This is a genomic window from Streptomyces sp. NPDC101490, from assembly GCF_044767145.1.
Classification (GTDB): Bacteria; Actinomycetota; Actinomycetes; order Streptomycetales; family Streptomycetaceae; genus Streptomyces.
The window spans coordinates 713,436-725,595 of the sequence record NZ_JBIWNI010000003.1 but is presented as its reverse complement, the minus strand read 5'-3'; the positions used below and the strand labels follow the sequence as shown (position 1 = coordinate 725,595).

The window sequence follows — 12,160 nt, the reverse complement described above, 5'->3', positions numbered from 1 at the left end:
GGGGTGAGCACGGCCGGGGATTCCGGCGGTGGGTCTGTGGTGGGCGCGGCATCCGGTGGCGGGTCTGCGGTGAGTGGCGGGGGGTACGGACTCCGGTGGTGCGTCTGCTGTGGGTGGCGGGGTGCGGACTCCGGCGGTGGGCCTGCGGCGTATCGCGCGGGGCCGCCGTCCGGCCGGGGAGTGGCCGTCGCTACGGCCAGGCCACCGTCGTCGGCGGGGTGCCGTCGTCCGTGACCCGCAGCCGGACGCCTCCCGCTCCTCCCGTGCCTCCCGTGCCCGCCGAGACCTCGACCGTGATCGCGCCGACCCCGGGCCGCCGGTGCGCCGAGGCCAGCGCCCCGCGCAGCACCGCCAGGATCTTCTCCGCGTCCGCTTCCTCGACGAGGGTGTCCACAGCGCCGGAGAAGTGCACCGACGGCTGGAAACCGAGCAGCGCGGAGGCCCCGCCGGTCTCCCGCAGCACCTTCCCCCGGAAGGAGGTGGGCGCGTCGGCGGGCGGCTGCTGGAGCGCGAAGATGGTCGTACGGACCTCCTGGATCGTCGAGTCCAGCTCGTCCACCGCCCGCCCGAGGAGCACGTCGTCCTCGGCGGAGCCGGCCGCCCGCCGCCGGGTCGACTCCAGCATCATCTCGGTGGCGAACAGCCGCTGCACCACCAGATCGTGCAGGTCGCGCGCGATCCGGTCCCGGTCCTCGAACACCGCGAGCCGCTCCCGGTCCTGCCGGGCCCCCGCCAGCACCAGGGCGAGCGCCGCCTGTGAGGCGAACTGCGAGGCGAGCAGCCGCTCCACCGCCGAGTAGGGCGGTCCGCCGCGCCGCCGGGGGAGGGCGAGGGTGCCGATGAGCCGCCCGCCGCTGCGCAGCGGCAGCATCATCGACGGGCCGAACCGGGACCGTACGGGAGTGGTCATCCGGGGGTCGGTCGCCGAGTCCTCGATGAAGACGGGCTCCCCGCCGAGGAGTTGGACGAGGACGGGGGAGCCGGGCGCGATGGTGGTGCCGACCAGGTCGCCCGGGTCGTCCGTGGTGGACGCGGCCACGATCTCCATACCGCCCTCGGGGGTGGGCTGGAGGACCACCCCGGCGGAGGCGCCGGACAGGACGCGGGCCTGTTCGGCGACGGCCGTCAGGGCGTTCTCGGCGGACTGGCCGGTCAGCAGGGCCGTGGTCACCGCGGCGGCGCCCTCGATCCAGCGTTCCCGCTGCCGGGCCGTCTCGTACAGGCGCGCGTTGCCGATGGCGATGCCCGCCTGTGAGGCCAGCACCCGCAGCAGGGCGAGGTCCTCCTCGGTGAAGCTGCCGTTCCGCTTCTCGGTGAGGTAGAGGTTCCCGAAGACCTCGCTGTCCACCCGGACCGGGACGCCGAGGAAGGACCGCATCTCAGGGTGCCCCTCGGGGACGCCGGAGGAGCGCGGATCGGCCGTCAGATCGTCCAGGCGCAGCGGCCGGGGGTCCCGGACCAGGGAGCCGAGGAGCCCGGTGCGGCCGTCGGGGAGGCGGCCGATACGGCTCCGCTGCTCGTCGGTCATGCCGGAGGTGAAGAGCTCGGTCAGCCGGGGCCCCTCGGGGTCGACCACTCCGAGGGCGCCGTAACGGGCTCCGGTCAGCTCGGTGGCGGAGTCCACGAGGTGCTGGAGCGTGGTGCGGAGTTCGAGGTCCGTGCCGACGCCGAGGACGGCTTCGAGCAGCGCGGGCAGACGGGAGGAGCCGTCGTCCGCGCTCCCCGGGGACGCGTCGGGCGTGGTTCCTCGGGGCGTGGCGGCCGCGACCTCTCCGGGCGTGGCCGTGCTTCCACGGGAGGACGCGGCCCCGTCGGCGGCGGTGGGCGTGGCCGTACCGGGTGCGGTGGCCGGGCCGGTGTCCCTGTCGGCTGTCCTGCCTGTGCCTGTGCCTGTGCCTGTGCCCGTGCGCGTGCGCGTGCCCGTGCCCGTGAGCGTGCCTGTGCCCGTGTCCATGTCCGTGCGCGTGCCCGTGTCCCCGTCGGCGGGCGGGCCTGCGTCCGTGTCCTCGTCCGTGATCGTCATGATCCCATTGTCGTGCGGATGATGGGCTTTCGCCTGGAGTGTCCGGGGCGGTGCGGGAGGGGACGGGAGGCCGCGAACGGCCCGACCGCCGTGCCCGCGCCGGGGGTTCAGTCGTCGTCGGCCAGCGGGTCGCGTTCCGCCAGCGGGTCGAGGATCATCGGCTGGACCTTGCCCTCCAGCATCGCGCCGAGCCCCAGGACCGCGCACACGTCCGGCCGTTCGGCGATGTGCACCGGCATGCCGGTCGCCTCGCGCAGCATCTGGTCGAGCCCCGGCAGCAGGGCGCTGCCGCCGACCATCATGATCCCCCGGTCCGCGAGATCGGCCACCAGGTCCGGCGGGCAGTCCCGCAGCACCTTCCCGATGCCGTCCAGGACCGCCGTCAGCGGAGTGTGGATGGCCTCCCGCACGGCGGCGGTGTCGACCGTCACCGACCGGGCCAGGCCCGTCGCGACGTCCCGCCCGTGGATCTCGGTCCACGCCGGGCCCTGCGGGGTCAGCCCGTTGCCGCTGAGGGCCAGCTGGAGCGGCCGTACCGACTGGCTCGGCAGCATCAGCTCGTGGTGGTGGCGCAGATGCTGGATGATCGCGTGGTCGATGGCGTCACCGCCGACCGGCATCCGCTCCGCCGTCACGATCGCGCCGAGCGAGAGGACCGCGACCTGCGTCGTCGCCGCCCCGCACACCAGGATCATGGTGGCGGTCGGCTGCTCGACCGGCAGCCCGCAGCCCACCGCCGCCGCGATCAGCGTGTCCACCAGCTCCACCCGGCGCGCTCCGAGCCCGACGAGGGTCTCGACGGCGGCGCGCTGCGCCAGCGGATCGCTGTCGTGCGGGGTGCAGGCGGCGGCCCGCAGCCGGGGCTTGCGGCGCAGCTGGCGGCGGAGCTTCTCGCCAAGGAGGTGGCGGAGCATCCGCTGGGCCATCTCGATGTCGACGACCGTGCCGCCGGAGACCGGGCGGACGACCCGGATGTAGTCGGGGGTGCGGCCGGTCATCTTCTCGGCCAGCGCGCCGACGGCGATCAGCGCTCCGGTACGGGTGTTGACGGCGGCGACGCTCGGCTCGTCGACGACGAGTCCGGCTCCCTTGACGAAGACCCGGGTGCGGGCGGCACCCAGGTCGACGGCGACATGGCAACGACGCAGCTGCTCAAGGCTGACGGTCACGACGGTTCCTCCGGAGTGCGGTGCTGGCACGGGCGAGGTGGTGCGCGGTCCTTGTTGGCATCGTCCGGCGGTCCGGCGCGCGGCGCGCGCTGGGATGAGCCGCCCGGGGCGCCGGGGGCGGGCCGGACGGGGGGTGCCGAAGCGGGAGAATCACGACGCACCGCCGCCGACCTGCGGTTTCCTCACAGAATCCTCACGTCGGTGCCTCCCCTTGGGCGTACGGCCCGGCATAGCCTGCGGGCCCCATGGACTACTGCCACGCGTGCCGGCGGCACCTCAACGGGGCCCTCGCCTGTGCCGGGTGCGGGACTCCCGCCGAGCAACTGCGGTACGAGAACCCCCACATACCCACCCCCGCACCGAACCCGTCGGCTCCGTCCGCCCTGTCCACCCCGTCGGCCCGGTCGGCCCGGTCGGCCCCGTCGGCCCCGTCGGCCCCGTCCGTCCTGTCCGGCTCGGTCGGCTTCTCGGCGACGGCCGGGGGATCCACCCCGGCCGACATCTTCGGCGGGCCCGAGCGGTCCGCCCCCACCGCCGGGGGCGAGGGCTTCGCCCCGGGCGGCTTCCCCGGCGCGGCGGAGCCGACGCCGGACCACGCGTACGTCTACGAACTGGACGCCGTCGAGCCACCGCGCCGTCCGGCCGCGCACGGGGGCCGCCGGGCCGTACGGGGCCGGGCCGCGAAGCGCGGCGGAAGAGGAGCACGGGGCGGCAGGGGCCGTACAGCCCTGGTGAGCGGCCTGGGCCTGGTGCTCGCGGTGGGCTCCCTGGGTCTGGCGAGGCTGGCCCTGGAGGACCCGGCCCCGACGGGCGCGGCGACGGCGGTCGAGGAACTGGACACCACGACGGAGCCACCACCGCCCGAGCCGGCGGAACCCACCACCGCCCCAGCCGTGGACACCCCGGCCACGGCACCCCCGACGAGCCCGCGCCGGGCGAGCGCGGGTACGGGTCCGGGGACCGGCGCGCCGTCCGCCGCCGAGGGCCCCGCGGCAACGCCCGTGACGACGGCTCCCTCCGAGCACTCCCCGGCACCGCCGGAACCCACGGAGTCCGCGCCCCCGGCGACGACCACCCCGCCCCCGCCTCCCACGGACCCGGCCGGAACGCCGTCCTCCGCGCCCCCGCCTGCGAGCACCCCCACGCCCCCCTCGGCCACCCCACCGACGACCAGCCCCGCCCCTGCACCCGCCCCGACCTGCACCCCATTCCTGTGGTGGTGCGTGTAGCGCGAGGCGACGACGGGCCCGGCGTCCACGGGTGCCGGGCCCGTCGTCAGGGACCTTTCCGCCAACAGCGTCATGGGGTACGGAACAACCGGCCCTGAGGCGGCCAGTACGTTGTCCCTTCGGGGACGAGAAGGGCTCTTCCGCCGTGACCCGGCAGGCATGGCGGGTCACAGCGGATGGCATGGGGCCCGATGTCCGGTCGGAATCGGCAGGAAGTGTGCGGGCTGACAGGTATGGAACTGAGAAGAGAGGTCTCTCTGAGCGCTTGGAGGTCGCCCGCGGCCGAGGAGGCGGTGTACGCGACCGGGGTGACGCCGGTGGGGCCCGTCGTTCTGACGCGCGGGCCCGGAGCCCGTTCGTGTCCGGAGGCCGCCGCCGATGGCTGGGAGGACTGGACGCTGGCCCTTCGTGGTGAACCCCGGCTGCGGATCCAGGGGCTCGGCGCACCCGGCCACCTGTCCCGGAAGCTGCTCGCCCGGGGCCTCGACGGGGTCTGGGACGGTGAGGAGTGCCGGGTGCGGGTCGCCTCGTCGCTCGCTCGGTCCCGGCGCTCGGCCAGTGTCGAGCGGGCGTCCGTCCGGGTCGCCTTCCGGCCCGCCGGGCTGAGGATCCAGGTGGTTCAGGGCGATGAGCCGCAGGGGTCGAGGAGCGCGGGGAGGTGGGACCTCTCCGCTCCCACGGACACGGTGGTGCTCGGCGCGTGCCTCTTCGAATGGGCCGAGATGGACCACTTCCTCAGGACGCCCGGGCTTCGGCAGCTCTGACTCGGCGGTGCGGCCGGTGCTCCCCACTCGGGGGCTTCGGCCGCACCCTTTTCCGTCCGGGGCGCCGGGGAGGCCTCCGGCCGTGGATGTCCGGGGACTCCCGGCCGTCAGACCAGGCCCTCGCCCGCGTCGGCGCCCAGCATTCGCCTCAGCAGGTCCCTCAGCAGCGTGCGCTCGATCTCCGTCAGTTCGCCGAGGGGTTCGCGGGCGAAGTTGAGGGAGTCGCGGAGGTGGTGGGCCGTGGCGCGGCCCTCTTCGGTGGGGACGGCCAGTTTCACGCGGCGGTCGGCCGGGTCCGGGTGGCGCTCGACCAGGCCCCGGGCCTCCAGGCGGTCCACTATCCCGGTGATGTTGGACGGCTCGCACTTCAGCTTCTGGGCGATGCGCCGCATCGGCAGCGGGTCGAGCGAGAGCAGGCCGAGGACCCGCGCCTGCGCGCCGGTCAGCGCGTGCTGCGCGGCCGCCTGCTCGTACTCCTCGTAGTAGCGCGCCACGACCGTGCCGATCAGCTCGACGACTTCGAGGGTCAGGGGGTCTGTGCGTGAGGTGGCCATGCGCACCAGTCTACCCAGATACTTGACAACATGAAATATCCAGGCGCATGATTGTTTCAGTCCATGAAGCTTTTCTGATCCGAAGCTTCCCGAAGCTTCTCCCCGGAGGCCGTACTCATGTCCGTTCTTCCCGCGTCCAGCCGTGAGTGGCACCTCGTCGCCCGCCCGCACGGCTGGCCCGTCCCCACGGACTTCGCCCTGCGCGAGGTGCCGGTCGCCGAGCCCGCCGAGGGCCGTGTCCTCGTGCGCAACCTGCACTTCTCCGTCGACCCGTACATGCGCGGCCGGATGAACGACACCAAGTCGTACATCCCGCCGTTCCAGCTCGACCGGCCCATGGACGGCGGCGCCGTCGGCGTGGTCGTCGCCTCCGGTGCGGAGGGCTTCGCGGTCGGAGACCACGTCCTGCACGGCCTCGGCTGGCGGGAGTACGCGGACGTGTCCGCGCAGCAGGCCACCAAGGTCGATCCCGAGCTCGCCCCCCTCTCCGCGTACCTCGGTGTCCTCGGCATGACCGGCCTCACGGCCTACGCGGGCCTCTTCGAGGTCGCCTCCTTCAAGGAGGGCGACGCGGTCTTCGTCTCCGGCGCCGCCGGGGCGGTCGGCAGCCAGGTCGGCCAGATGGCGCGGATCAAGGGCGCCTCCCGGGTCATCGGCTCGGCGGGCTCCGACGAGAAGGTGAAGTTCCTCGTGGAGGAGCTCGGCTTCGACGCCGCCTTCAACTACAAGAACGGCCCGGTCGACGAGCAGCTCCGCGCCGCCGCCCCGGACGGTATCGACGTCTACTTCGACAATGTCGGCGGTGACCACCTCGAAGCCGCGATCTCCTCGCTCAACGTGCACGGCCGCGCCACCATCTGCGGCATGATCGCCCAGTACAACGACACCGAGCCGGTGCCCGGTCCGCGCAACATGGCGATGATCATCGGCAAGCGGCTGCGGCTCCAGGGCATCCTCGTCGGCGACCACTACGGCCTCCAGAAGCAGTTCGTCCAGGAGGTCGGCGGCTGGCTCGCCTCGGGCGAGCTCAAGCACCGAGAGACCTTCGCCGAGGGCATCGAGCACGGTGTGGACGCCTTCCTCGGACTGCTGCGCGGGGACAACACCGGAAAGATGATCGTCTCGCTGACGCGTTAGTCTTCCCTCAGCCGCCGCGATCGTGGGCGCGAGTCGCGGCGAACCATGAAGGAAGTACCAGGTATGCCGATCCAGCACTCCGAGGTCCTCTACACCGCCGTCGCCACCGCCGAGGGCGGCCGGGACGGCCGGGTCTCCACCGACGACGGCAAGATCGACGTCGTCGTGAACCCGCCGAAGGCCATGGGCGGTTCCGGCGAGGGGACCAACCCCGAGCAGCTCTTCGCGGCGGGCTACAGCGCCTGCTTCCAGGGCGCGCTCGGCGTCGTCGCCCGCAACGAGAAGGCCGACATCTCCGGCTCGACGGTCACCGCCGAGGTCGGCATCGGCAAGAACGACGAGGGCTTCGGCATCATCGTCAGGATCTCGGCCCGCATACCGAACGTGGACGCGGACACCGCCAGGGACCTGATCGAGAAGGCCCACCAGGTCTGCCCGTACTCCAAGGCGACCCGGGGCAACATCACGGTCGAGCTCGCCGTCTGAACCAGGCTCGCCGTCTGAACCGAGCCCGCCTCCGAGCGGAGCCCGCCGTCCGGTTCCGGACGCGCGGTACCGGCGAGGGCCGCATCCCGTCCGGGGTGCGGCCCTCGGCCGTGTCCGGGGGAGTGGCCGGCCCTCTCGCTGTGGTCGGGCCGCTGGTCGGACGGCTGCGGGGGCCTTCGGGGTCCACCGCTACAGTGACCCCCATGCGTGATCTCGGGGTGGGTTTCAGATATCTGTTGCGGGGCCAGAAGTGGGTCGGGCAGCACGGGCGTTGGCTGGGGTTCGGGCTGCTGCCCGGACTCGTGACCCTCGTGCTGTACGCGGGGGCGCTCGTCGGGCTCGGTTACGGCGCCGACGACCTGGTCGCCTGGGTCACTCCGTTCGCCGACGACTGGACCTCGCCCTGGATCGGGATCTTCCGGGGCACCCTGACCGCCCTCGTCTTCGTCTTCGGTCTGTTCCTCGCGGTCATCACCTTCACCGCCGTCACGCTCCTCGTCGGCCAGCCGTTCTACGAGTCGCTCTCCGAGGAGGTCGACCGGAGCGAGGGCGGCGAGGTCCCCGAGTCCGGGCTGCCGCTCTGGCGCGATCTGTGGATCTCGGCCCGCGACAGCCTGCGCGTCCTGCTGAGGGTGGCGTTCTACGGCCTCCTCCTCTTCGCCTGCGGGTTCATCCCGGTCGTCGGCCAGACCGTCGTGCCCGCGATCGGCTTCTGTGTCTCCGGCTTCTTCCTCACCGAGGAACTGGCTGCCGTCGCGCTCCAGCGCCGGGGCGTCGAGCTGAAGGAGCGGCTGCGGCTGCTCCGGGGGCGCCGGGCGGCCGTCCTCGGCTTCGGCGTTCCGCTGACCCTCGCCTTCCTGGTGCCCTTCGTCGCCGTCTTCCTGATGCCGGGCGCCGTCGCCGGAGCCACCCTGATGGCCCGTGACCTGTGCGGGGAGACGTCCGGCGGCGGACACGACGAGGAGGGCCGTCCGGCCGCCGTCGCGCGGCCTGCCGTCGACGGCCCCACCCCCGCCTGACAGGACCTCGACCCAGCCCAGCCCAGCCCAGCGGGGCCGGGCCGTACCGGACCCGAACCGGTCCCGGCTCCGCCCGGCAGACCCCGGGCCCCAGACCCCGGGCCCCAGACCCCGGACCCCGGGCGAATCCGGCGGGGCGCGTCAGCCGGGCCTTCCCGGCCGGGCCGTGCGCGTCCGGTCCCGATCCCCGGCCGGTCCCGGGGCCGTACGCGACCGGGCCCGTCGGCGGAGCCCGTACCGCCCCCGCTCAGACCTCCAGCACCGGGTGCAGCTCCGGGCGGGCGTCCCACCACGTCCGGTAGAACGCGTTGTTGTCGACGTTCGCCAGATAGCCGGCCACCGCCGCCCGGTGCAGCAGTTCCGCGTCCCGGGCGGACACCGCGGCCCTGTTCCAGGCCAGCCGGATACGGCCCATGATCGGATCGCCCTCCAACGGCCGCAGCACCGTGCCCGGCGCGGGCGGGGCGGTCGGCTGGCTCAGGGAGATCGCCCGCCCCGAGGCGATCAGGTCGTAGTGCATCTTCCGGTCGGGCACCCGGTGCCGCAGCGCCGGGGCGAACCCGACCCGGGCGCACGCGGCGACCAGCGCCTCGGGGCCCCCGTCGTCGTCCTCCACCAGCATCATCCAGGCCTCCCCGGCCAGCTCGGCGAGGGAGATCCGCTCCCTGGCCGCCAGCGGGTGCGCCGCCGACAGCCGTACGCAGAACGGCTCCTTGGCGATCACGGTCCGCGCGGTGGTGCCCTCCGGCAGGGCCACCTCGTGGTCGTTGACCTCCCCGTACAGCACGGCGTCGTACCGTCCCGCGCCCAGCTGCCGGGTCAGTGTCGTCGCCGAGTGCTCCACGGTCACCGAGATGTCCTGCCCGGCCATCACCCGCTCCAGCTGTCCCAGCAGTCCGTCGACGAGGACGAGCAGGATGCAGCCGAGGCGCAGCGGGGTGTCCGGGGCGGCGGCCCGCGCCCCGGCGGCCAGCGCGTCCATCTCACCGAGCACCAGCCGGGCCTTCGACAGGACGAACTCGCCCAGCGGGGTGGGCTCCACCCCGTGCCGGCCGCGCAGGAACAGCTCCCCGCCCGCGACCCGTTCGATGCGGCGGAGCTGTGCGGAGAGCGCGGGCTGCGACACCCCGAGCCGCCCGGCGGCCCGCCCCAGGCTGCCCGCCTCCGCTATCCGGCAGACGGCCTCAAGATGCCTCAACTCCAGCTGCATTTCAGCAGCGTACGCAGGGCCGTGCGGGCGCACCATAACCCGCGTCTTATGCCGCGTGAGATGTCCCGAACTAGCCATGTCCACGCCCATACTCGGCGCGACGAACCGTCTCCCCCACCACGATCCACCCCTCGATCGGAGCAGACGTGCACCCCACCAGACTGACGGCGGCCGTGGCCGCCCTCGCGCTCTCGGCGAGCCTCGCGACGGCCTTCGTCGCTCCGGCCGTCGCGGCCCCGCAGGCGCAGCCCGTGCCCCCGGGCCACGGCAAGTCCCTGGCTCTCGCCGCCGCCGACGACGCCGCCGAGAGCGGTCTCGACGAGCTGCGGCACGGCGCCGACGAGGAGCTCGTCCGCACGTCCGTCACCCCGTGGGCGAACGGCCTGTACTACGCCTCCTACGAGCGCACCTACCGCGGTCTCCCGGTCGTCGGCGGTGACGCGGTCGTCGTCTCGGACAGCACGGGGAAGGTACGCGAGGTCACCGGCGCCCCGGCGCCCGCCCTCCGGCTCTCCACCCGGGCGAAGGTGACCTCCGCCGCCGCCCTGGCCACGGCCCGCGCGCAGCTGGCGTCCGTGGAGAGCGCGGGCGCCCCCGAGCTGACCGTGCTTCTCAAGGGCGGCAAGGCCGTGCTGACCTGGCACACCCGGGTCGTCGGCCGCACCGCGAAGAACGCGCCGAGCGCCCTCGACACCTATGTGGACGCGGGCACCGGGGCCATCGCCCGGTCGACCGACAAGATCCTGCATGCCGACGGGCGCGGCTACCACAACGGCAACGTCACCATCGACACCGCCGCGAGCTCCATGACCGACACCACCCGGGGCTCCTTCAAGTGCGGCGGCCAGAACGGCAGCGCGTACACGGGATCCTCGCCGTGGGGCAACAGCGGCGCCAACGACCTCGTGACCGCCTGCGTCGACATCATGTACGCGGCGCAGAAGGAACACTCCATGCTCAAGGAGTGGTTCGGCTACAACGGCCAGAACGGTCAGGGCGGGATGGTCCCGGCGCGCGCCGGTCTGAGCGAGGTCAACGCGTACTACGACGGGACGAAGACCACGTACGGCCGCAACCAGAACGGCACCATGCAGCTCACCGGCATCGACGTCGTGGCGCACGAGTACGGCCACGAGATCTTCGACCGGACGCCGGGCAGCGCGGGTTCGTCCAACGAGAACGGCGGGATGAACGAGTCGACGGGCGACATCTTCGGCGCGCTCACCGAGCACTATGCCAACAACCCGAACGACACCCCGGACTACACGGTCGGCGAGAAGCTGAACTTCCTCGGCGACAACAAGCCCATCCGGTACATGTACAACCCGTCGCTCGCGAACAACGACCCCAACTGTTATCCCCAGTTGAGCTCGGGCACCGAGGTGCACGCGGCGGCCGGTCCGCAGAACCACTGGTTCTACCTGCTCGCCGAGGGTTCCAGCCCGGGCGGCGGCAAGCCCAACAGCCCCATATGTTCCGGCGGTCCGTCCTCGGTGACCGGCATCGGCATCCAGAAGGCGGGCAAGATCTTCATGGGCGCCCTGCTCATGAAGACGTCCTCCTGGAACCACCTGGCCGCCCGCAAGGCGACCCTGACGAGCGCCAAGAACACCTACGGCAGCGTCGAGTGCAACGCGGTGAAGACCGCCTGGAACGCGATCGGCGTTCCGGCCCAGTCCGGTGAGACCGACTGCGGCGGCACCAGCACCCCGGACTTCTCGCTCGCCCTGAACCCCTCCTCGGGTTCGGTCCAGGCCGGTGCCTCGGTCACCTCGGCGGTGAACACCAGCACCACCGGCGGCAGCGCGCAGACCGTCCAGCTCTCCGCGAGCGGTGCCCCGAGCGGGGTCACGGTCTCCTTCAGCCCCTCCTCGGTGACCTCGGGCTCCTCGTCGACGATGACCGTGCAGGTCGCGGCGGGCACGGCCAACGGCACGTACCCGATCACCGTGACCGGTACGGGCTCCGCCACCCACACCGTCACCTACCAGCTGTCGGTCGGTTCGACGAACCCGCCCACCGGCTGCGGCAACACCCAGAAGACCTACCAGGGCACCCTGACCTCCGGCCAGGCCCAGGCGCAGCCGGACGGTTCGTACTACTACTCGGCGGCCTCGGGCACCCATGTGGGCTGCCTGCGCGGTCCGGCCGGTGCCGACTTCGACCTGTACCTGCAGAAGTGGAACGGCGCGAGCTGGGTGGACGTGGCGGTGGGCGGCACGGAGACCGCCGACGAGAACACCAGCTACTACGGCACCGCGGGCTACTACCGGTACGTGGTCCACGCGTACAGCGGCTCGGGCGCGTACACGCTGGGCCTGACGGCCCCGTAGGGACCATCCGGTACGGGACCACCCCTCAGGGGCGGTCCCATGGGAACCGCCCCGTAGGGGACCGCCCCTCGGAGGACGCCCACCCGAAAGACCGCCCCTCAAGAGGGGCGGGGAGGCATCGCGGACCGGGGGTTCCGTGAGGTCTCTCCATGGAGCCGGGCCGCCGTATGTCCCACGGCGGCCCGGCTTCTCCATGTCTCCGCGTCTCCGCGTCTCTGCGTCTCTGGGTCTCCGCG

General features: G+C 73.0%; 10 protein-coding genes. 6 read left to right on the top strand and 4 right to left on the bottom strand.

From position 1 onward, the window contains the following. Positions 1 to 190: 190 nt before the first annotated feature. Both ACIRQY_RS10935 and ACIRQY_RS10930 read right to left on the bottom strand, forming a co-directional pair. Positions 191 to 2,023, bottom strand: a complete 1,833-nt coding sequence (locus ACIRQY_RS10935; protein WP_403923729.1) for a GAF domain-containing protein — start codon at positions 2,021 to 2,023, stop codon at positions 191 to 193. 107 nt (positions 2,024 to 2,130) lie between these two features. Then, on the bottom strand, positions 2,131 to 3,192 hold the full coding sequence (locus ACIRQY_RS10930) for a rod shape-determining protein (protein WP_351789164.1): 1,062 nt from the start codon (positions 3,190 to 3,192) through the stop codon (positions 2,131 to 2,133). Positions 3,193 to 3,437: 245 nt separating this feature from the next. Between ACIRQY_RS10930 and ACIRQY_RS10925 the strand changes: the two genes are divergently transcribed. Together ACIRQY_RS10925 and ACIRQY_RS10920 are read left to right on the top strand one after the other, a co-directional pair. Beyond that, positions 3,438 to 4,421 carry a hypothetical protein gene (locus ACIRQY_RS10925; RefSeq protein ID WP_403923726.1) on the top strand — a complete coding sequence of 328 codons (984 nt, stop codon included), beginning with the start codon at positions 3,438 to 3,440 and terminating at the stop codon, positions 4,419 to 4,421. A gap of 317 nt (positions 4,422 to 4,738) precedes the next feature. After that, positions 4,739 to 5,185 (top strand): hypothetical protein, encoded by a 447-nt coding sequence (locus tag ACIRQY_RS10920; RefSeq protein ID WP_403923723.1) that lies wholly within the window; start codon positions 4,739 to 4,741, stop codon positions 5,183 to 5,185. 107 nt (positions 5,186 to 5,292) lie between these two features. Here the strand turns inward: ACIRQY_RS10920 and ACIRQY_RS10915 are convergent, their stop codons facing one another. Then, entirely contained in the window at positions 5,293 to 5,739 is a 447-nt protein-coding gene (locus tag ACIRQY_RS10915) for a MarR family winged helix-turn-helix transcriptional regulator (protein WP_403923720.1), read from the bottom strand. A gap of 117 nt (positions 5,740 to 5,856) precedes the next feature. On the opposite strand from ACIRQY_RS10915, the gene ACIRQY_RS10910 reads away from it, so the two are divergent. From ACIRQY_RS10910 to ACIRQY_RS10900, 3 genes are all read left to right on the top strand, one after another. After that, the gene (locus tag ACIRQY_RS10910) at positions 5,857 to 6,876 is read left to right on the top strand and encodes an NADP-dependent oxidoreductase (RefSeq protein WP_351789152.1); all 1,020 of its coding nucleotides are present in this window, start codon (positions 5,857 to 5,859) and stop codon (positions 6,874 to 6,876) included. A 63-nt stretch (positions 6,877 to 6,939) separates the two neighbouring features. Continuing rightward, positions 6,940 to 7,362: an organic hydroperoxide resistance protein gene (locus ACIRQY_RS10905; RefSeq protein WP_384859851.1), complete on the top strand. Its 423-nt coding sequence runs from the start codon at positions 6,940 to 6,942 to the stop codon at positions 7,360 to 7,362. A 203-nt stretch (positions 7,363 to 7,565) separates the two neighbouring features. After that, positions 7,566 to 8,381, top strand: coding sequence for an EI24 domain-containing protein (locus ACIRQY_RS10900; RefSeq protein ID WP_351789146.1), 816 nt, complete (start codon positions 7,566 to 7,568; stop codon positions 8,379 to 8,381). 247 nt (positions 8,382 to 8,628) lie between these two features. On the opposite strand, the gene ACIRQY_RS10895 is transcribed toward ACIRQY_RS10900, so the two are convergent. After that, positions 8,629 to 9,591, bottom strand: coding sequence for a LysR family transcriptional regulator (locus ACIRQY_RS10895; RefSeq protein WP_403923716.1), 963 nt, complete (start codon positions 9,589 to 9,591; stop codon positions 8,629 to 8,631). A gap of 146 nt (positions 9,592 to 9,737) precedes the next feature. Between ACIRQY_RS10895 and ACIRQY_RS10890 the strand changes: the two genes are divergently transcribed. Next, on the top strand, positions 9,738 to 11,924 hold the full coding sequence (locus ACIRQY_RS10890) for a M4 family metallopeptidase (RefSeq protein ID WP_403923713.1): 2,187 nt from the start codon (positions 9,738 to 9,740) through the stop codon (positions 11,922 to 11,924). Positions 11,925 to 12,160 lie beyond the last annotated feature (236 nt).

What these genes read in the sequence shown, in the direction of transcription:
- ACIRQY_RS10935 (WP_403923729.1), bottom strand. Translation starts at nt 2,023, where the DNA reads ATGACGATCACGGACGAGGACACGGACGCAGGCCCGCCCGCCGACGGG.
- ACIRQY_RS10925 (WP_403923726.1), top strand. Translation starts at nt 3,438, where the DNA reads ATGGACTACTGCCACGCGTGCCGGCGGCACCTCAACGGGGCCCTCGCC.
- ACIRQY_RS10915 (WP_403923720.1), bottom strand. Translation starts at nt 5,739, where the DNA reads ATGGCCACCTCACGCACAGACCCCCTGACCCTCGAAGTCGTCGAGCTG.
- ACIRQY_RS10910 (WP_351789152.1), top strand. Translation starts at nt 5,857, where the DNA reads ATGTCCGTTCTTCCCGCGTCCAGCCGTGAGTGGCACCTCGTCGCCCGC.
- ACIRQY_RS10905 (WP_384859851.1), top strand. Translation starts at nt 6,940, where the DNA reads ATGCCGATCCAGCACTCCGAGGTCCTCTACACCGCCGTCGCCACCGCC.
- ACIRQY_RS10900 (WP_351789146.1), top strand. Translation starts at nt 7,566, where the DNA reads ATGCGTGATCTCGGGGTGGGTTTCAGATATCTGTTGCGGGGCCAGAAG.
- ACIRQY_RS10895 (WP_403923716.1), bottom strand. Translation starts at nt 9,591, where the DNA reads ATGCAGCTGGAGTTGAGGCATCTTGAGGCCGTCTGCCGGATAGCGGAG.